The following is a 20,299-nucleotide window of genomic DNA, read 5'->3' as shown; positions in this document are numbered from 1 at the left end:
GAGGCGGACGTGGCGATTGCGGACATTCGCTTCTATGCCGCGTCTGACGCCCCAGGCGGCTGAGCGGTCGAGATTTCGTCGAAGCTGCGCCCATCGCCATCCAGCATGGCCTGTTTCCCTGTGAACTTCTGCCAGCGCTGGACGGCCACATCGACATAGGCCGGGTTCAGCTCGATACCGAGGCAGACGCGGCCCGTGGTCTCGGCCGCGATCAGTGTCGTGCCCGATCCCATGAAGGGCTCGTAGATCGCCTGACCCGGGCTTGAGTTGTTCAGGATCGGCCGACGCATGCACTCCACGGGCTTCTGGGTGCCGTGGACGGTCTGTTCGTCCTGGTCCTTGCCAGAGATGTGCCAGAGCGTCGTCTGCTTCCGGTCGCCTGCCCAATGGCCCTTGCCGGATTTGCGCACGGCATACCACGCCGGTTCATGCTGCCAGTGATAATCGCCCCGGCTCAGGACCAGCCGGTCCTTGGCCCAGATGATCTGGGACCGGATGGTGAAGCCCGCAACCTCGAGGCTTTCCGCCACGGTCGCCGCGTGCAGCGCGCCGTGCCAGACATAGGCGACATCGCCGGGGAACAGCGCCCAGGCCTCGCGCCAGTCGGCGCGGTCATCGTTCAGCACCTTGCCAGTTCGCCTGGTCTTGGCCGCTCCCGCCTGATTGCGCCAGGAGGGGTCATATTCCACACCGTAGGGTGGATCTGTGCACATCAGGAGCGGCGAAACGCCGTTCCGCACCCGCTCGACATCCGTGGCGACCGTGCTGTCACCGCAAAGGAGCCGATGGTTGCCGAGGACCCAGAGATCTCCGGGCCGGCTGACGGGATCTTCCGGTGTCTCCGGGATCTCGTCTTCGCCCTCCTGCGGGCCGGTCCCTTCCTCAAGGCTCGACATCAGCCCGTTCAACTCGTCCTCGGTGAAGCCGGTCAGCCCGAGGTCGAAATCCGCCTCCAGCAAATCGGCCAGTTCGAGGTTCAAGAGGTCCTTGTCCCACTCGGCATTCTCGCTCGAGCGGTTGTCCATGATCCGGAAGGCGCGGGCCTGGGACGCGGTCAGCCCCTTGGCGACATGTACCGGGGCTGTCTTGAACCCAAGCTTGCGCGCCGCTTCCAGCCGGGTGTGCCCGGCCAGAACGACCATCGCCTCGTCCACGACGATGGGCTGTCGCCAGCCAAATTCCTGGATCGAGGCGGCGACCGTGGCAATGGCCTGCTCGTTGCGCCGCGGGTTGCGCGCATAGGGAATGATCTGCTCGAGCGGAAGGTCGACGACGTCCATGGTGATGTCCTTGGGGATGCTTGATGCGCGAAACGGGTCTGGTCCGAAAAACGAAATGGGGTCCGCCCCCCGTTTCGGTTCAGGCGGGGGTATTCAGGCCGTCAGGCCCTTGTTTTGTTGGTTTTGAGCGCAAAGCGAAACGAAACGGGTGTTTTTCAAGGTGTCACTGGGAAAGCGTCGCGCCAAGCCCCCCAGCATACGTTTGAGCCCGGAAAGGAACCGTTCAATTTCAACGGGTTAGGTTTCTCAACACTTTGAGCGGAGACAGTTTTTTCGAAAAACCGGTCACCGTTTCACCGCTTCGAACCACCCAAATCCGGAACGAAAACGGGGAGAGACGTCTCTGCGACGCACTCTCCCCATCATATGCTTCGTATAGCATGATTTTGTTGCAGCTGTCGAAAACAAAAGTGTTGCAACACTTCATGCAGCTGCAGCATTGAGTCGGCTCGCGATCTTGGTCAGCGCGAGCTTGTGCTGCCGCCATGCGGTGCTACGGTCGACGCCCAGCTCGTAGGTGATCTCCTTCCAGGGCCGCCGGGCCGCCCGCCACCAGATCAGGCGGCGTTCGTCTTCGCCGAGCCACAGCACCCAGTCGAAGGTCTGCTCGAGCCGGGTGATCGCGGCGGCCGAGGGCCAGACGCGCATGGGCTCGGGCTCCATCGCGAGGATCTCCTTTTCCGACCGCACGATCTGAGGCCAGGCGTTGAAGTAGCCCTGCACCTTCACGGGCGGCAGCTTTCGCAGGGTGCGAAACGCCTCCTCGAAGTGATCGGCGACATCCTCGGCGGTCCAGATGTGGTCAGCCATGACGCACCTCCCCACCTGCAGCGCGTTTGCCGTAAAGCTTCTCGCCAAGCTGACGGACGATTTCGCGCTCAGGCCAGGTCAGTCGCGGGTCGTCCAGCGACACGGCCAGTACATGCTGTTCATGCCAACCCTCCCGCTTGACCGTCTCGGGATCGCGGCGGTGGCCGCCATAGCCCTTGGGGTAGAGCCTCATGCCACACCGCCTTGGGTCTCAAGGGCCCAGTGCAGGATGGCAATTGCGTCAGCCTCGTTGTCATCCGCCGGGCTGTAGCCACGGGCTCGGGCCGCCGCGATCATGGCTTGTTTGTTCGCATTGCCATGGCCTGTAGCATGGCGTTTGATGGTGCCCACGGGCACGCCTTCGTAAGGAATGCCACGCAATTCGCCCCAGCTGGTCAGCGAGGCCATCAGACCCCCGTAGATGTGGCTCGCATCGGTGCCCGCGTGACGACGCACTTCCTCGAACCAGATCGCCGCGATCGGACCGGACAACCGGTCCAGTTCCGTCAGCCAGTTGGTGAAGCGCAGATAGCGCATGCCACCGCCGTAATAGCGCCCGGGTTTGAAGCTGGCCGTGCCGGTGGTGATCAGACCATCATAACCGCGCAGGGCCCAGCCGGTGGTGGTGCCGAGATCAAGGGCGAGGATCGTGCGGGTCGGCGCCGGGGGCGTCGGACTTTTCAGGGGTACGTCGGACGTGACGTTCGGGAGAGTCATATCAGCCATGAGTGGTCTCCTCTTATGATTGGCTGCTCGGGGAAGACGATGGCGGCCGAGGTGTCGGCCGAGGTGGTCCGCCGTCGTCGCATCGGAAAGCTGGGGGAGGCTCAGGTGGCCCGCGCAATCGGCCCTGACGTACGGGAGGAGAGGCCAACCCCAAGGGGTGGCCTCCCCATACGTAGTATGGGGGTTTAGCACCTAACTGTTCCGAGGCAGCCAAGGTGCTGAAATCATTCATAAAAATGATCTCGAAAAATCTTCGGTCATGACATGGGCGCCTAAGACATATCATATCGTAACCCATTGATTTTATTGAAGTCACACATGCCGCTGTCATATGAGTCAGGCCTCACTCATATGAGTGAGGTCGCCCTCCAGCCCCTCCGGGTAGACCCAGACGGCGGGGTTTTCGACCTGCAGGCAGAGCCCGGACTGGGGGCATTTGAAGTGGCTGGGCAGGACCGGACGGGCGGTTGTGGTGACCTCGCCGGTGTCCGGATCGACATGCTCGACGGGCGCGCCGAACTGCATGCCCTCGACGCAGAGGTAGCCGAACCGTGACCGGGTGACGGGGAAGCCGAACCCCGAGGGATCGCGCAGGAACTTCACGAAGCCCTTGGTCGCCAGCACGCTGAGGCGCTCGCGGATCGTATGCTTGCTGCCCAGACCGCCCCGGTTCTCGAAGGTCTCGGCGAATTGCATCGCGGTGTAGAGGCGCTCGCTCGCCGCCTCATCCAGCAGCATGCCGAGGATGACATCATGCTTGCGCAGCCGTTCGGCATCGAGTTTGGCGCCGACCTCCTTGCGCACCAGGCGCTCGTTCATCGGGTTCAGCTCGACCCATTCGCCCTTCACCTTGTCGATGAGCTTGCCGGGCAACGCGGGGCCGTTGCGCAGTTCGATTTCCAACCTGCGGACGGTGCTGTCCTCATCCGGCCGATGCATGAGCAGCCCCGAGGTGTAAAAGCCCCTGAGCGCACTGGCGCCGGACAGGGCAAGGAACGGGTCGTCCTTCACCTGCTGTTTTGACGACTTGCGGGTGTGGTGGGCGAGGATGACGCCCGCATCCGGATTGACGGCCTCGCGCAGGAGTTCGACGCGATCCTTCAAAAAGAACATCATGGCGGTGTTGTCGTTCTCGCCGCCCCCTTCAGGCCCGCCATCGAAGAGGTTGCGGATCGGGTCTATGACGATGATGTCGGGCGGCGCGTCGGGGAATGCGGCCCGTATCGCCTCGGCCACGCGGGAGACGCCCTCCGCGTCGAGCAACAGCTTAAGTTTCGGGGTGGCGATGAAGGTGTCGCGCGCGGCGGCGATCACGGCGGTAGGCAGCGCGATCTGCTGCATGCGCTCGCGCAGGTAGTGATACTGGATCTCCGCCTGCAGATAGAACACGCGCAGCGGTCGGGGCGGCGTGAAGCCGAGGAACGGCACGCCAGCGGCCATATGCACGAGCCAGGAGATCAGGAAGTCGCTCTTGCCGACCTTGGGCGCGCCGCCCAGCACGAGGAGACCGCCCGGCGTCAGCACGCGGGGGCCGATGATGTCCTCGGGCATCGGGCTCTTGTCGTCGAGGAGCACGCCGAGGCTGAAGGTCGGCACCGGGCTGGCCGGGGCATTGGCGTGGGCTGCGCGCAGGAGCGGCGGGCCGTTGCGCTTCACATGCAGCGCCCAGAGCCGTTCGGACTCGGCCATCAGCCGATCGAGCGGCCAGGACGGGCGCAGCATTGCGGCGTTGTAGCCGCAGATCGCCTCCCAGCCCGCGAAGGGGTCGAGGCGGCCCTCGTGCACAAGACGGACATAATGGCCGATGGCGGCACTGGCCCCCTGGAACCGGGACCAGTCGTCGACCGCGCCTTCACGCACCGGAGTGGTGAGCACCGCGTCGATGCCGGGCTTCGCGGTCGGCGCGGCAACGTCGCTGGCGAAGCCCACGCCGGGCAGCGGCGGCATCTCGGCGACCCGTTCGGCGAAATCCGCAAGGTCGACCTCGACGTCGCGATGTTCGCGGATCTGCACGAGGCGTTGATGGCCGTGCTTGTGATAGACGGTGCCCGGCACCCGGATCGGCTGGTGCGCCGAGCGGAAATGCGTGTCGCCGCCGACCTTCACGGCGATGTCGCCGCGCAAACGGCAGAGGGTGGCCAGGTCATCGCCCTCGGCGGGCTCGGTCAGTTTCCACCAGACATGAAGCTTCGCCGCGCCCTCCGGCGTCCGCCCGCCGCTTTCGATGATGAGGGTCGGCGTTCCGATGTGGCGGGTGACATGGTCGAGCTTGGCCGGGATGTCACCAGCGTCGAGATCGACGACGAGGGCCTGCATCTGCAGCACATCGGCGGCGCGGGCCTGGCCCTGTTCCTCGACCGTGCCGGGTATGACGTAGACGGCGGCGCCCTCGCGGTTCGCCCACGCAGCAAAGGTCGCGAGTTTTCCCGGCGCCGTGTCGTCGGCTGGGATCCAGATGTTGTGCGGCTTGCCGTCCCGGCCCTGACCCTTGTCGACAAAGCCCCTGAGCGGGATCAACCCCTCGCACCAGCTGAACACGGTGTCGAGGAAGATGGCGATCTGCTCGGGGTCTGGATCGCAGCCGAAGGGGTTCTCGGACGGCGGCCCGTCGTTGAAGTCCATCCACGGGTTGAAATGCAGGATGCCGTCGTCGCTCATGGTTCGAGCCCCCAGCACCGATCCGCCCAGGAGCAGAACCGGCATTCGAAGAAGTCGGGATTGGCCGCGACCCGTGGCAGCAACTCGCCCGCGTCGGTCGCCTGCAGGATCCGCACGCCCCGGTCGGACATGCGCTGCGCGAGATCGGCGTCGAAGGGCACCAGCTCGTGGTGCAGCTCGGCCGTGTCCTTGTTGATCGCGGTGAACACGGCGGGCGCGGCAGAGATGCCGGGGACCGTCCCTTCCATGTAGGCCTGATAGAGCGCGATCTGGGCGGCGTAGACCGGCTTCGACTTCGTGACGCCGTCCTTCACGCAGGCGCGCCAGTTCCTGGTGTTCATCGTCTTGCATTCCCAGAGCGCGGGAACGGCAAGCTCGAAGCCCTCAGGGCCCGCGGCGACGATGCCATCGACATGGCCCCGGATGCGCCCGCCCGCGACCGAGAAGCCGAACTGGCCGCCATCGGGTCGGTTGCCCTTGCGGGTGTAGAGGTCGAAGCCCGCGCCGCGCAGCCAGGCGACGGCCAGATCCTCGAGCGCATGGCCGATAGCGAAGATGCGCAGCGACTGGCCGCTGAAGTCCTGGCCCTCGTCCTTCGGCGTCGCCGTGAACTCGAACTGCAGCGCTCGCTCGCAGGCATGGCCGAGGCGCGAGCCGCCGAGATAGTCGCGGGGCGGCCGCATGGCCTGATCGGCGGTAAGCGCCCGATCGACGGCGGCGTTGACCCGGTCGGCGAAGCTGGAACGGCGGTTATAGTCCAGCATCAGAACGGTACCTCCGGCGTCTGCGCCCGGGCGATGTCGGACATGGCCTCGCGGAAGCCCTCGACGGCTTCCTCGATCAGCGCGCGCACCTGGGCCTCGGTCAGATCGCCGAGCGGGGTGGCCCAGCCGATCTCGTCCATCAGCAGGGCGACGCGCTTCATGGTGGCGGTGATCGCGGCGCGCTCTTCCTTGGTCAGGTCAACCATGGCGAAACGCTCCCGCGCCAAGCGCGACCAGAAGGACTGGCAGGGCATCGAGCAGAACCAGACAGAGGGCCGGGGCCGCTTCGACCGGTGCGGATCGAACCAGCCAAAACCACGGGTGGGTTGACGGCAGACAGCACAGAGCGTTCCACGCGGATGCCAGAGCCGCCGCCGGTCGTCGGCCGTGATGGGGGTGGATGTGGACATGAGTCATGCCGCCCTCCGTTCGGGAGAGGCTGCCGTGTCGATCAGCTGCCGGATTGCGCGCTTGTTGAAGCCGAAGGTCATCAGCGCGGAGGCGCGGTAGCGCGTCAGGCCGAAGTCGTGCCGGCACTCGGGCGGCAGGTATTGCAACTGCTTTTCGGTCGGCGGCTGGCGCAGCCAGGAGCGCGTCTTGAAGGCGCTCTCGTCGGTCTCGTGGGTGTTCAGCCAGTCGTCGGCCTGCGCGAGGCAGACGGTGCGCTCGCCAACACCCAGCAGATGGGGGCGTTCGCCCTTCGCGCCGCCGATGGCGTACCAGACCCCGTCCAGCCAGAAGATGCCGCCCCAGGCTGCGAAGCCGGTGGCCATCAGCGCATCGTCCGTGCCGTAGAGGTCGACCCAAGCGAAGCTGGACCGCTTCAGCAGGTCGATCTCGGTCATCATGAAGCCCGAGAGCGGCGCGGCACCGCCACCTTCACCGGCCTCTTCGTCCTCCCGCGGGAACGCCTCGCCGCAGAGCGGGCACTCGATGGCGGCCAGCGGAATATCGGCGCCGCAGCCGGGGCAGGTCTTGGTTGGCGCCTCGCCGGTCTCGGTCTTGCCGTCGAGATCGACATCCTGTTCCAGCGTGCCGTGGATCAGGCTCGAGGTGCCGAAATCCAGCACGACGCAGTCGGTCTTGACGATGCCGGGGTGTTCCTCGGGATCGACGGTGCGAAGCCCGCGCCCGACCATCTGGATCATCGTGGACTTGTAGGAACTCGGCCGCAGCAGCACGACGCAGGAGGTGGGTGGATGGTCCCATCCCTCGGTCAGCACCGCGACGTTGACGACGACGCGGATGTCCCCCGCGGCGTAGTCGGCGAGGATCGCCTTGCGGGTCTCGGCCGCCAGATCGCCGTGGATCAGCGCGGCGGAAACGCCCGCTGCCCTGAACGCCTCGGTGACGTGTTCGGCGTGGGCGACGGTGGAGCAGAACACCACGGTCTGCCGGTCGCCCGCCTTTTCCTTCCAGTGGCGGATCACCTCGTCGGTGACGGGCGCCCGGTCCATGATGCCCGCCACTTCCGCCATGTCGAAATCCGACATGGTCTTGCGGACCGAGCGCAGCTCGTCCTGCACGCCCACGTCGATGACGAAGGTGCGCGGCGGCACAAGGTGGCCGGAGGCGATCAGCTCGCCCAGACGCACCTGATCGGCGACATTATCGAAGACCTCGCGCAGGCCCTTTCTGTCGCCCCGGTTCGGCGTCGCCGTGACCCCGAAGATGCGGGCGTCGGGATTGGCCTCCCGCACGCGGTCGATGATACGGCGGTAGCTGTCGGCGACGGCATGGTGCGCCTCGTCCACGACCAGCAGGTCGAGGCGCGGCATGTCGGCCAGGTTCGAAGCCCGTGCCAGCGTCGGCACCATGGCGAAGGCGACCTGGCCGCCCCAGGACTTCTCCGTGGCGTCGATCACCGACGTTGCGACGCCCGGCACAACGCGCTGGAACCTGGCGCGGTTCTGCGCGGTCAGTTCGTCGCGATGGGCGAGCACGCAGGCCTTGGCACCGTCGCCGATCATCTCGCCGGTGACCGCCGAGAGCATGATGGTCTTGCCCGCACCGGTGGGCGCCACGCCCAGCGTGTTGCCGCGGGAAGCGAGCGCAGCCACGCTGCGCTCGACGAAGGTCTTCTGGCGGGGGCGCAGGCGCATGGCCGGTCTCCCCCTTACTGCGCCCAGCTCGGCCGACCGGCGGCGCCAGGGGCGGACGCGGGCTGGCTGGGCTGGGTAGCCGCAGGCTGTTGGGGCGTGTTTCCGGCGCCGCCGAACTGTTGACCCGCAGTGCCCATGACCGCGGCATAGTCGCGGTGATCGGGCGTGACGGCCGCCCTGATCTCGTTCTTGTCGTCGCCGTTCGCATCCGTGCCGACATCGATCCGGGCGACGAACTCGATCCCGTCGAGATCGGCGAAGCCGCCAATCCGCCGCGCCGCCTGAGCCTGCGGGGACTGGTCCTTGTCAGAAATCCCGCGTGCCGAGTTCAGCATGCCGCGGATCAGGCCGCGCCCCATGTTGCCCCAGTCCGGCCCCTTGGGGCTGTAAAGCCCGATCAGCGTGAAGATCTTGCGCCGGGCAAACTGGCCCTCGGTCACCGTGAACTCGCCGTTGAGATACACCGCGCCGGTCGAGCCGCGGGTCGCGTATCCACCGGTCCATCCCTGCGAGGCGTCGTCAAAGCCGCCGGGCCGGATGGTCAGGCGCACCTTGGCCAGCGTGCCCTTCGGGATGAGGTTGGTGTTCGACTGCGCGTCGTTGAAATCGTTCCAGGAACCCATGGGGAACCTCCTTCTCTGATCAGGATTGCGGGTTGGGTTGATCGGCCGGAGCCGGATCGGCAGGCGGCGGGGTGTAGGTCAGCCGGGCGGAGGCCGGGCTCACGGGCGTCCGGATCTTCGCCATCAGGCGGCCGAGATGCGGCTCCTCAATCCGGTCCAGACGGCCGGAACGGTCCTTCGCCGGAAAGCCCCAAGGGTTGATCGTCTGGCAGACGAAGGCCCGGTAGGGCTCGCCGCCCTCGGACTTCAGTTCCGCCATGGTGATCACCTCGTCGACCTTCCCCGGCAGTTCGAGCCCGGTCTTCGAGCCGTCGATCTGCGGCTGGAAGACCTTGCGGTTGAAGTCGTCGAGCCTCTCGTCGAGGATCCCGACGAACCACACGTTCTTCGCCCGCGTGTGCTGGAGATGGGTCAGCCAGGCGATCATTTCCCGGCCGTGCAGCCCGTAGGCGCCGCGCACGTCCGGCTTCCCGGTCTTTTCCGAGAAGGCCTCGGGCTGCCCCTTGCACCAGCCGAAACACAGCCGCCCGGCGACGGTGATCGAGTCCACGAAGATCGTGTCGAACCGGTCGAGCGCGGCGGGATCGCCGAACTTCTGGCAGACGGCGGCATGATGCGCCGGGCTGTAAGGTTGCTCGTCGCGCAGCGCCGGGTTCGGCCCGCCGATGAACACTGCAAAGTCCCGGCATTCGGTCCAGGTCCGCGGCCGAATGCTGTCGCCCGCCCAGCCCTCGATGGCAAGATCGCCCGCCTCGAGATCCATGAACAGCGTGCGGCCCGGATCGAGGGTCCAGAGCAACGAGGTCTTCCCGATGCCGGATTTCCCGAAGATGCAGCCCTTGACGCCACGCTGTTCGGCCAGCCGCTGATCGGCGCCGATGATGGGGAGGGCCATCAGTGTTCCTCCCCGACATGATGAATTAGGCGAAACTTCTGCTTTCCGGTCCGGACGGTGCGCGCGTCTTCAAAGACGGAGCGGATACGGGTCGGCCAAGCGGAATACTTGCGCTCAGACACATCGAAGAAGGCGTCGACGTATTGTGCCGGATCGTCGCCGGCTTCACGGATGTGCTCGACCAAGGCAGCAAGACGGACCTGATCCCAATCGACGCGCTTGGGCAAATCTGCGACGATCGTCACGGTGCCATCGTGGAACCAGATCGTGCCGGTGTTCTTGCCCTCGGCACGGCGCATGTCTTGCGCCCGATCGCCGAATTTCAGAGCGACGGCCCCATCGATCCAGTCGCAGAGGCTCTTGGCATTCCGCAACTGCTCTTCTGCCTCCAGGCGGAGGCGAGCGACTTCCTCGCTCGGCAGCGCAGCAATTGCGCCCACCTGCATGCTGCGCAGATCACTGAGGGTGATACGGTTCGGGATGGTCATGACCGCCACCTCACGCAAACTTCATGGCGGGCTTGTCGGCCGTGCTCGCGCGCATCTGCGCACGTTCGAAGGCTTCGACATCCTCGAGCCGATAGACGACCCGACCTCCAAGTTTGACAAAACGCGGACCCTCGCCGGTCCAGCGCCACCGCTCGAGGGTGCGATGCGAGATGTTCCAGCGATCGGCGAGGTCGATTTGGTTCAGATGCCTGAGTGACATGCTGGCCTCCGTTGAATTGCTTTGCGTTACATCCAGCGGCGCCGAAGCACTTGGACATACGAGCATTTTCAACGGGTTAGAGATTTGCCGATATGATCAAGGATGATTTTTCTTGTGACGCCGGCACACGAAAAAGCCCCGATAAATCGGGGCTAGATGAAGGCTTCTGTGACGTGAGGCCTCGTCGTTCGTGACGTCGCCGGTTCAGGGGGTATGGGCTATTGGGCTGACTGCAAGGATATCTGCGACGGCGATTTCGCGGCAAAGGGGGTTGAGTCGGTATCCGGCGCGTTCCCTAGTCTGTATGAACGTGTCCTGATCCATGGGAATCCCCATAGTCACATTCAGTGACTCGATGGCCTCCCGCAGCCGTCTCAGCTGTTGACGCATCGACTGCTCGGAAATGCTGAGTTGATCCGCTAGGTCCGGCGCTGGCAAGAACGGCACCTCCGTTTGGCGCTTCTTGGCAGATCTGAAAGCTTCGATCAGAGCAGCGACGATCTTGAAATTAGCGCCCTCCAGCGTGAGACCACCTTGGAAATGCACACGTTCCTGTTCGTCGTCGAATGCAAACTCCAGCGTCTGTACGGAAAGCCGGTCCATGAACGCCTTTGCATCCGTGTCGTAATTCGATGGCGGCGAGATTTCGACGTGGCCTCGGTTATAGCACGCGGCAAGCAATGACGCCGCCGGCAGCTCATTGCGATAGAGCGCGGTGCCATGTTCTCTGACAGCCGACGAGATCACGTCCTCGACCGATCTTGCGTGCCGCTGGAACAGATCGTACAGACGATCCCCTGCCTCGGAGGCCGTCAAACCGGGGAAATGGCCTACGGCAGAAACGATCTCCGGAAAGTCCACCAGAAACCGTTCCTTCGACGTGGCGGCGATCTTCTTGAACAGCGACACGTAGGCCAGCGCCATGCGCAAGTCGTCCCCGCTGCTCCGATCATCGAGGAGCAGGTCCTGCATGTACCTGTCCGACGGTTCTTGGTCCGCGAGTCCGGCCGCCAGAACCCCAAAGCGCCTATCGATGCACTGGGAACAGACGCCGCAGTGCTTCTGGCTCTCAGTCCATTTTCGGGGACGCGTGCAACTGACAGTCTGATCAAGCAGGTCGGCCATCCCGGCCGAAGCGATCTTCGCCGTCACTTCCTTCTTGGTCAGCCATTGCAGTGGCGTTTGGATCCGGATCTCGCGGTCCTGTATCAGCGAAAACAACTGTTCCAGGCCTCGAAGCACCTTTGGGTGCGTTGTCCGCGTGGCACGCCCCCCGACAACATCGCCGGCCAGCGGCAAGTTGATGCTGACCACGCCGTTTTCATAGAAGCTGAATCTGTCCTTGCCTGACATTCTCGCCACGACAAGTCCCAAGCATGCGAACAAGAAGGACCGGGTTCGCTGCGTGTACTCGCGTGCGCGAACTCCTTCATTGCTGACCCAAACAGGAATGTACGACAGGCGCCGGTCAAATCCCCGGCGCGTCAATTCCGCTATCAGTCCTTCTTGAACCGACCTCACCTTGGTCGATGAATAATGCCCAACGAGAGTAAGCGACCGATTGTTGGCGACGAGATCCGTGACGGCTCCGGCGAAGGAGTCCACTCCACCGGAGAAAAGCGCAACCTCGTCGTGCTCGTCGGCGGGGTCGATCAAATCGTGGAAATAGAGTTCCTTGGGCTGAACCGGTGTCTCCGCCTGCCGAAATTCGAATGAATAGCTGTCGTCAGAAAGAAACCCGAGTGTGTCAATCAACGCCTCCTGGACATCTGGATCTTGCCAGACAGCGAGGTCCCGCACCGGGATCTTGAACCTCAGGCTACGCCGCCAGCTTTCACCGAATTTCGACAGCTGATCCGATCCACGGGCAAGGCGCTGATCGGCGCAGTAGACATATGCTGCGACCTCCAACAGATCGATCAACAGATCTGGCAGGTTCGAGAGCATCGTCCGGCTGATGTAGTCGATGCGAAGGTTGACGTTCTTGGCCGGGCCATGAACATTCATGACCATAGCTTCCTCGCTGGACGGAGCGGTCACACCGCATTCGATCAAGTGCTGCTTCACGACGTCCCTTTCCGCATTGCGAGCTCGGTCCTGATTTTCTCGACTGCATGGGAAGAAAATGCCCGCGTGTCTGCGCGCGATATTTCCTTGCCATCCCGATAATGGTTCTTTCCTAGCCAGTCCCGCGCGAATGCGCGCATGATAAGAGCCGATTCATTGCAATGCCGCCGGATCGCACCGTTGAAATTCTCGAGGTCATGGACGGATCGCGCGATGCGACCAGGGCCGATCATGTTGTGGAGGTTCCGATCCACATAGTAATGGATCACGCGCTCGACAAAATTCGCGTAGAAACTCTGCGCCATGGAGGCGAACTTCTCGGTGCCCTTCAACCCGGCAAGGGAAGACTGCACGTCGTCTGAGCTGGGGCTCCAGAGAGACGGAAGATTCGACTGCATCCCTTCCGCCAAGGCTGAGAGCCCGGCGCGACGGGCGATTTCTCCAAGGTCTGTATTGCCATCGTGAATACGCCGCTGCGTGCGCTCGACGGCGCGGTCGTATTGAAATAGGGCACTGGAGACCGACGTAAGTTCGGTTCTGTCGATGCCGATCCTTGCCAAAGCGGAATCCGGATCCGAGGCGGACATTGCTTGCGGAATCCGGATCAGCAGCCAAAGAGCTTCGATGAAAACGTCGTCCTTCAATGCGAATTTCAGTGCGTCGCGGCCGAATTCGGTGATTTGTTCGACAATCGACTCGGTTGGAATCCCGCCATCTACCAAAAAGCGAATGATTTCGGGCAACAGGCGGTAGGCCGGTAGTTTTCCAAGACGCTGATGCCCCATCAAATTAGCTTTCAAATATGTCGCTGCTCGACGCTCGCCTTTGCGGTCTTATCAAGTCTTGGGATCGGCAAGCGGACGGCGTGAAGTTCCGACGCTGCTGCCGATCCCGACGGTGATTCGCTTTTCAGGCATTGTTAATGCTTGGAAATGCTCGCGAAAGAGGAACGCGAGGTGCCTTGAAAATATGAAAGACTTCGAAGTCCCACTCAGAATCGCGACAACTAATTGAAATGGCTTGTTTTTATTAGTCACGCCCATACCGTCAGACTGATCGAACTTTCTCTGCCGGAAAACTGGATGAAGCGCCCCAACCCACTGCCACCCACCCAGTTGACCGCCGCCGAGCGTCGGGCCGAGTTGTGCGGGCTTCTAGCCCTCGGGCTGGTCCGGCTGATGCAGCGCGGTCGGGGCGAACCTTCTGACGATACTGGAGAAATTCGGCTACACTATCCGACCGACCGATGCCGTCATGCAACCCCGAACGCTATGAGGAAACCATGACGACTCACGACCCCATCCCCGCGCGCCTGGCCGCGCTCAAGACCACGACGACACCCGACCTGAAGCATCAGTGGCGCGACCTGTTCGACAGCGAACCGCCGCCCTTCAACCGCCGATATCTCGAAAGCCGCATCGCCTATCGCATCCAAGAACTGGCCTATGGCGGGCTGAAGCCTGAGACGGTCCGGCGGTTGGAGCGGCTCGGCGAGGAACTGGACGGCGGCGACAAGAAGAAGCGCGGCATCCGTCTCGATCGCGACCGCCCGATCACCGGCACCCGGCTGCTGCGCGAATGGCAGGGCGTTGAACAGGTCGTCACCGTCACCGCCGACGGCTTCGAATGGCAGGGGCGGCCGTACAAGTCGCTGTCCGCCATCGCGCGCGCCATCACTGGCACCCGCTGGAACGGCTGGGTATTCTTCGGTCTCAAGAACCACAGGGGGCGGACATGACGAAGCCTGTCGTCCGCAAGCTCCGTTGCGCGGTCTACACCCGGAAGTCCTCCGAAGAAGGGTTGGAGCAGGAGTTCAACAGCCTTCACGCCCAGCGTGAAGCCTGCGAAGCCTACATCGCCAGCCAGAGGTCAGAGGGCTGGGTGCTGGTCCGCGATCAGTTTGACGACGGCGGCATCTCGGGTGGCACGCTGGAACGCCCGGGCCTCAAGCGCCTGATGGCCGATATTGAGGACGGGCTTGTTGACGTGGTCGTGGTCTACAAGATCGACCGCCTCAGCCGGTCGCTTGCCGACTTCGCCAAGCTGGTCGAGGTGTTCGACAGGAACGGCGTGACGTTCGTTTCCGTCACGCAGTCGTTCAACACGACGAGCTCCATGGGCAGACTGACGCTGAACATACTGTTGTCCTTTGCACAATTCGAACGTGAGGTGACCGCCGAGCGCATCCGCGACAAGGTCGCCGCCAGCCGCAAGAAGGGGATGTGGATGGGTGGCATCCCGCCCTTTGGCTACCGGGTCGAAAACCGGAAGTTGGTCGTCGATAAGGAAAGCGCCGAGCACGTCCGCTGGATCTTCGCCCGCTTCCTGGAGATCGGATCGGGGACAGAGCTGGCGCGGGAGGTTGCCAAGCGCGGGATCCGCACGCCCCGCGGCAACAGGATCGACAAGAAATACCTGTACCGTATGCTGAACAACCGCGCCTATATCGGCGAGGCGGTCCACAAGGGCGAGAGCTATCCCGGAGAGCATGACGCCATCATCGACCGCGAGACCTGGGAGCGCGTCCACGCCATCCTGCACGAAAGCCCCCGCAAGCGCGCCGCGCGCACTCGCGCCGATACGCCCGCGCTGCTGAAGGGGTTGCTGTTCGGCCCGGATGGCGCGGCCTTTTCGCCGACGCATACCCGCAAGGGCGGGCGGCTCTACCGCTACTATGTCAGCCAGACGGTGCTGAAGCACGGTGCCGGAGCTTGCCCGGTCGGACGCGTGCCCGCAGGCGAGATCGAGGCGGCAGTGGTCGATCAACTGCGCGCCGTGTTCCGCCAACCAGAGATCGTAGCTGGAACATGGAAAGCGGCGCGGACGCAGGACGACGGAATCACCGAGGCCGACGCTCGCGTAGCCCTCCTGAAGTTCGATCCGTTGTGGGACGACCTTTTCCCCGCCGAGCAGGCACGCATCCTGACGCTTTTGGTCGAGCGGGTCGAGATCGGCATCAGCGGGCTCAACCTCCGCCTGCGCATGGACGGGCTGGCGGCACTGGCGCGCGAAATCACCGCAGATGCACGAGCAGCCGCATGACCCGGACAACATCGGTCCCGGAGACCGTTACCATCCATGTTCCGTTCCGACTGGTTAGGCGGGGCGGGCGCAAAGAAATGCAGTTGCCAGAGGGCGCCGCACAAGCGCGGAAGCCAGACAACACGCTGGTCAAGGCGCTGGCGCGCGCCTTCCGCTGGAAGCGCATGCTCGATTCGGGCGAGTTCGCCACCATCACCGAACTCGCTGAGCGCGAGGGGATCGCGTCCTCATACATGACCCGAGTCCTGCGTTTGACGTTGCTCGCGCCCGATATCGTCGAGGCCATCCTGGACGGGAAACAAGAATCGGCGGTGACGTTGGGACGGTTGCTGGAGGGGTTTCCGGCGGATTGGGAGGGACAGCATCTCGACACAATCGTAGGCAGGGGCTACTTGTCGGATAACAAGCCTCTCGCACAAGCATAGCGGTGCGGCCGAAAAATCCGGCGGAATGAATGACAAAAGAATCTGAAATCGAGCAAGAACTCATTACAAAGCTCGCGAGCCTCAAGTATTCGCAGCGCGATGACATTCGTGATCGCGATGAGCTTGAGCGAAATTTCCGCGACAAATTCGAAACTCTGAACCGGGTCAAATTGACGGACAGCGAGTTCGAGCGACTCCTCGAAGTGATCGTGACACCTGACGTGTTCGCGAATGCGGAGCGCCTGCGGAACTGGAATACTTTCGAGCGCGAAGACGGAACACCGCTGCACTACCAACTGGTGAATCTGAAGGACTGGTGCAGGAACACCTTCGAGGTCGTCAGCCAGCTGCGGATGAATACACGGACCAGCCATCATCGCTATGACGTTCTCTTGCTCCTCAACGGTTTGCCGCTGGTACAGATCGAGCTTAAGTCGCTACAGGTGTCGCCCCGAAAAGCGATGCAGCAGATCATCGACTACAGAAACGACCCCGGAAACGGTTACGGCAACAGCCTGCTGTGCTTCACTCAGCTATTCGTCGTCAGCAACCGCAGCCAGACTTGGTATTTCGCGAATAACAACAACGAGCATTTCTCCTTTAATGTCGAGGAGAGATTCCTGCCGATATATCGCTGGGCAGCCCGCGATAACAGGAAAGTCGAGCATCTCTCGGAATTCGCCGAGCAGTTTCTAGCCAAATGCACGCTCGCCGAGATGATCAGCCGCTACATGGTGCTCATCCAGAACGAGCGGAAACTAATGATGATGCGCCCCTACCAAGTCTATGCGGTCAAGGCGATCGTCGACTGTATCCACGAGAACCGGGGAAACGGCTACATCTGGCACACCACCGGGTCAGGCAAGACGCTGACCTCGTTCAAGGCCTCAACCCTGCTCAAGGACAATCCTGACATCGAGAAATGCCTATTTGTCGTCGACCGGAAGGATCTCGACAAACAGACGCGCGACGAGTTCAACCGCTTCCAGCCTGGTTGCGTCGAGGAGAACACAAACACAGAAACCCTCGTGCAGCGGCTATTGTCCGACGACTATAGGAATAAGGTGATCGTCACCACAATCCAGAAGCTGGGCCTAGCACTCGACGGCACGAACAAGAGGCAATATCGCGAGCGCCTCGATCCGCTGCGCGAAAAGCGCATCGTCTTCATCTTCGACGAATGCCACCGCTCGCAGTTCGGCGAGAACCACAAGGCGATTCGAGATTTCTTCCCCAACGCCCAGCTCTTCGGTTTCACCGGTACGCCAATCTTCCCGCGGAATGCCAGCTACAGCCGGGTCGAGGGAAGAGAGGCGAGCCTCGTCACCACAGAGGACATCTTCGAAAAGGAACTCCACGCCTACACGATCACCCATGCCATCGACGACGGTAACGTTCTGCGCTTCCATGTCGACTATTTCAAACCCGACGGCGCATCAATCAAGCCGGGAGAGACCGTGGCCAAGCGAGCCGTGGTCGAGGCGATCTTGACAAAGCACGACGCCGCCGCCAACCAGCGGAAATTCAACGCGCTCTTCGCCACAGCCTCGATCGACGACGCCATCGAGTATGTCCGCCTTTTCCAAGAAATCCAGACCGAGCGCGCCGCGGCAGACGAAGATTTCCGGCCGCTCAACATCGCCAGTGTCTTCTCGCCCCCGGCCGAGGGCAACCGCGACGTGGCCCAGCTACAGGAGGACCTGCCTCAGGAGTTGGAGGACAACAAGAAGGATCCCGGCCGCAAAAAGGCGGCGCTGGCCGAAATCATCGCCGATTACAACGCCCGCTACGGCACCAACCACGATCTGTCGAATTTCGACAGCTACTATCAGGACATCCAGCAACGGATAAAGGATCAGAAGTATCCCAATGTCGACCTGCCACACGCCAGGAAAATCGACATCATCATCGTGGTGGACATGCTGCTGACCGGCTTCGACTCGCAGTATCTGAACACCCTCTACGTCGACAAGAACCTGAAATATCACAACCTCATTCAGGCCTTTTCGCGCACCAACCGGGTGCTGAATGATTCCAAACCCTACGGCAATATCCTCGACTTCCGAGCCCAGCGCGACGCCGTGGACGAGGCCATTGCGCTCTTCTCGGGTGAAGCGCAAGACCGCGCCAAGGAGGTCTGGCTGGTCGATCCCGCGCCGAAGGTGATCGGGAAGCTCGAAGACGCCACCGGGAAGCTGATGGACTTCATGGCGGCCCGTGGGCTTCAGGCCCGCCCCGAGGAGGCGAGCAACCTCAAGGGCGACGAGGCGCGCGCGGGTTTCATCGAACGCTTCAAAGAGGTCAAGCGGCTCGCCACCCAGCTCGACCAGTATACAGACCTGACCAATGAGCAGAAGGCGCAGATCGAGGCGCTGATCCCTCGCGACGACTTGCGCGCCTTCTCGGCCCAGTATCTCGAGGTCGCCCGGCGCCTGCAAGAGGAGGCTCGTACCAAGGCCGACCCCGCCAGCCCCGCCGAACAGCTCGATTTCGAATTCGTACTCTTCGACTCGGCGCTCATCGATTACGACTATATCATGCGGCTCATCGCACGCTTTAGCCAGGCTGCGCCGCAGCGGCAGAAGATGACGCGCGAAGAACTGATGCGCCTTCTTGCCTCATCCGCCCGGCTGATGGAGGAGCGCGACGATCTTGAGGCGTATGTCACGACTCTGACCGAGGGCCAGGGGCTGAGCGAAGAGGACATCCGCAAGGGCTATGAGCGCTTCAAGGCCGCGCGGCAGATGGCCGAGCTGGCCCGCATCGCCGAGGCGCACGACCTGCCGGCAGAGGGGCTGCAGCGCTTCGTCGATCTGATCCTCGACCGCTACATCTTCGACCCCGACGCGCTGGCCGATCTGTTCCAGCCCAAGGGGCTGGGATGGAAGGCGCGCGCGCGGGCCGAGCTGGCGCTGATGGAAGACTTGATTCCGCTTCTTCGTCGCAAAGCCGAGGGGCGCGAGATTTCGGGGCTGGAAGTCTATGAAGAAAACTGAAGCCCAAAAACACGGCCCCGTCCCCCGCTTGCGCTTTCCCGAATTCCGCGATGCCGGGCCGTGGGAGGTGAAGCGGTTGGGGGAGTTGATCGCCACGATCACGCCGCCCAAGAAAATCCAGACGACCGATTATCAGTCGTCCGGTCAAATCCCGATCATCGATCAGTCACCGGCTGACATTTGTGGTTGGACCGATGACGAAACCGCGCTGATCGAGGCAGACTTCCCGGTCGTGATCTTCGGCGATCACTCTTGCGTTGTGAAACTGGCGGATTCTCCCTTTGCTCAGGGTGCGGATGGCATCAAGATCCTGTCGCCGTCTGAAGAGATCGGTGCGCTCTTTCTTTTTCGTTCGTTGCAGGCAAATCCTGTCGAGCAAAAGGGCTACAACCGCCATTTCTCAGCACTCAAGGAAAAGCTTGTTCCGTATCCTCGAGAGGAATCTGGCGAACAGGAGAAGATCGCAGACTTCCTGACCTCGCTCGACGATCTGATCCGGGCGGAAGGCGCGCGGCTGGCGGCGCTGCAGGACCACAAGCGCGGACTGATGCAACGCCTTTTCCCCCGCCCCAACGAGACCGTGCCCCGCCTGCGCTTCCCCGAATTCCGCAACGCCGGCCCATGGGACTTGAAGCGGTTGGGGGAGATAGGAACGATCGTCAAAGGCAAGGGCATATCCAAGTCCGACATTGCGCCGGACGGAGCGTTGCCGTGCGTCCGCTACGGCGAGCTTTACACCGTTTATGGCGAGATCATTCGTGAGGTAGCTTCGCGTACTGACGCCGATCCAGCAGATCTTGTCCTTAGCGAAGAAGGCGATGTGATCGTTCCGGCATCTGGTGAGACCAAGGAGGATATCGCAACAGCATCGTGTGTAACATCGGCAGGCGTTGCTTTGGGGGGTGACCTAAACATTCTTCGCACGCCATTGCAGGGGTGCTTTTTGGCCTATTACATACGCGGCAATCTGCAATCGGAAATCAGCAAAGTCGCGCAAGGTGACTCCGTTGTTCATCTTTACCCTACGCAACTGGAAAGGCTTCAACTGGCAGTTCCCCCCTTACTAGCAGAACAACAAGAGATTGCCGATTGCCTGTCATCGCTCGACGAGCTGATCCGGGCGCAGGGCGAGCAGATCGAAACGCTGAAGAATTACAAGCACGGCCTGATGCAGCAGCTTTTCCCGCGGGAGGCCGGTTGATC

19 protein-coding genes are annotated in these 20,299 nt (G+C 62.7%); 5 read left to right on the top strand and 14 right to left on the bottom strand.

What is annotated here, in order from left to right; all coding sequences use genetic code 11:
* Positions 1-32 precede the first annotated feature (32 nt).
* The 14 genes from MB818_RS20530 to MB818_RS20465 all read right to left on the bottom strand — a co-directional run bounded on the left by MB818_RS20530 (position 33) and on the right by MB818_RS20465 (position 13,376).
* Entirely contained in the window at positions 33-1,280 is a 1,248-nt protein-coding gene (locus MB818_RS20530) for a DNA modification methylase (RefSeq protein WP_238906272.1), read from the bottom strand.
* A 423-nt stretch (positions 1,281-1,703) separates the two neighbouring features.
* Positions 1,704-2,090 carry a DUF6362 family protein gene (locus MB818_RS20525; protein WP_234237366.1) on the bottom strand — a complete coding sequence of 129 codons (387 nt, stop codon included), beginning with the start codon at positions 2,088-2,090 and terminating at the stop codon, positions 1,704-1,706.
* Entirely contained in the window at positions 2,083-2,283 is a 201-nt protein-coding gene (locus MB818_RS20520) for a hypothetical protein (protein WP_238906271.1), read from the bottom strand. The genes MB818_RS20525 and MB818_RS20520 overlap by 8 nt, the downstream gene beginning before the upstream one ends.
* On the bottom strand, positions 2,280-2,816 hold the full coding sequence (locus MB818_RS20515; RefSeq protein ID WP_439653305.1) for a hypothetical protein: 537 nt from the start codon (positions 2,814-2,816) through the stop codon (positions 2,280-2,282). Before MB818_RS20515 ends, MB818_RS20520 begins: the two co-directional genes overlap by 4 nt.
* 336 nt (positions 2,817-3,152) lie before the next feature.
* A complete protein-coding gene (locus tag MB818_RS20510) occupies positions 3,153-5,474 on the bottom strand; it encodes an AAA family ATPase (protein WP_238906270.1) in 2,322 nt (773 codons plus the stop codon).
* On the bottom strand, positions 5,471-6,238 hold the full coding sequence (locus MB818_RS20505) for a PD-(D/E)XK nuclease family protein (RefSeq protein WP_238906269.1): 768 nt from the start codon (positions 6,236-6,238) through the stop codon (positions 5,471-5,473). Before MB818_RS20505 ends, MB818_RS20510 begins: the two co-directional genes overlap by 4 nt.
* Entirely contained in the window at positions 6,238-6,648 is a 411-nt protein-coding gene (locus MB818_RS20500) for a DUF6511 domain-containing protein (RefSeq protein WP_238906266.1), read from the bottom strand. The genes MB818_RS20505 and MB818_RS20500 overlap by 1 nt, the downstream gene beginning before the upstream one ends.
* Before the next feature lie 3 nt (positions 6,649-6,651).
* Positions 6,652-8,340 (bottom strand): DEAD/DEAH box helicase, encoded by a 1,689-nt coding sequence (locus MB818_RS20495; protein ID WP_238906264.1) that lies wholly within the window; start codon positions 8,338-8,340, stop codon positions 6,652-6,654.
* Positions 8,341-8,354: 14 nt separating this feature from the next.
* Positions 8,355-8,963, bottom strand: a complete 609-nt coding sequence (locus MB818_RS20490; RefSeq protein WP_238906263.1) for a hypothetical protein — start codon at positions 8,961-8,963, stop codon at positions 8,355-8,357.
* Between the two features lie 19 nt (positions 8,964-8,982).
* A complete protein-coding gene (locus MB818_RS20485) occupies positions 8,983-9,858 on the bottom strand; it encodes an ATP-binding protein (RefSeq protein ID WP_238906262.1) in 876 nt (291 codons plus the stop codon).
* Positions 9,858-10,346, bottom strand: coding sequence for a hypothetical protein (locus MB818_RS20480; RefSeq protein WP_238906261.1), 489 nt, complete (start codon positions 10,344-10,346; stop codon positions 9,858-9,860). Before MB818_RS20480 ends, MB818_RS20485 begins: the two co-directional genes overlap by 1 nt.
* Before the next feature lie 10 nt (positions 10,347-10,356).
* Positions 10,357-10,566 carry a helix-turn-helix transcriptional regulator gene (locus tag MB818_RS20475; protein WP_149139787.1) on the bottom strand — a complete coding sequence of 70 codons (210 nt, stop codon included), beginning with the start codon at positions 10,564-10,566 and terminating at the stop codon, positions 10,357-10,359.
* 204 nt (positions 10,567-10,770) lie between these two features.
* Entirely contained in the window at positions 10,771-12,633 is a 1,863-nt protein-coding gene (locus MB818_RS22105; protein WP_238906260.1) for a 7-cyano-7-deazaguanine synthase, read from the bottom strand.
* Positions 12,630-13,376, bottom strand: a complete 747-nt coding sequence (locus MB818_RS20465; protein WP_238906259.1) for a hypothetical protein — start codon at positions 13,374-13,376, stop codon at positions 12,630-12,632. Before MB818_RS20465 ends, MB818_RS22105 begins: the two co-directional genes overlap by 4 nt.
* A gap of 539 nt (positions 13,377-13,915) precedes the next feature.
* On the opposite strand from MB818_RS20465, the gene MB818_RS20460 reads away from it, so the two are divergent.
* From MB818_RS20460 to MB818_RS20440, 5 genes are read left to right on the top strand one after another with little or no spacing between them, the layout of a single operon-like run.
* Positions 13,916-14,371 (top strand): DUF2924 domain-containing protein, encoded by a 456-nt coding sequence (locus tag MB818_RS20460; RefSeq protein WP_234237353.1) that lies wholly within the window; start codon positions 13,916-13,918, stop codon positions 14,369-14,371.
* The gene (locus MB818_RS20455) at positions 14,368-15,675 is read left to right on the top strand and encodes a recombinase family protein (protein ID WP_238906258.1); all 1,308 of its coding nucleotides are present in this window, start codon (positions 14,368-14,370) and stop codon (positions 15,673-15,675) included. The genes MB818_RS20460 and MB818_RS20455 overlap by 4 nt, the downstream gene beginning before the upstream one ends.
* Positions 15,672-16,100: a hypothetical protein gene (locus tag MB818_RS20450; RefSeq protein ID WP_238906257.1), complete on the top strand. Its 429-nt coding sequence runs from the start codon at positions 15,672-15,674 to the stop codon at positions 16,098-16,100. The genes MB818_RS20455 and MB818_RS20450 overlap by 4 nt, the downstream gene beginning before the upstream one ends.
* Before the next feature lie 29 nt (positions 16,101-16,129).
* A complete protein-coding gene (locus MB818_RS20445; RefSeq protein ID WP_238906256.1) occupies positions 16,130-19,096 on the top strand; it encodes a type I restriction endonuclease subunit R in 2,967 nt (988 codons plus the stop codon).
* Positions 19,083-20,297, top strand: a complete 1,215-nt coding sequence (locus MB818_RS20440; protein ID WP_238906255.1) for a restriction endonuclease subunit S — start codon at positions 19,083-19,085, stop codon at positions 20,295-20,297. Before MB818_RS20445 ends, MB818_RS20440 begins: the two co-directional genes overlap by 14 nt.
* Positions 20,298-20,299 lie beyond the last annotated feature (2 nt).

This window comes from Ruegeria alba, assembly GCF_022321465.1.
GTDB lineage: Bacteria > Pseudomonadota > Alphaproteobacteria > Rhodobacterales > Rhodobacteraceae > Ruegeria_B > Ruegeria_B alba.
Note: the sequence above shows the minus strand (reverse complement) of the source record. Positions and strands in the feature narration are given on the sequence as shown.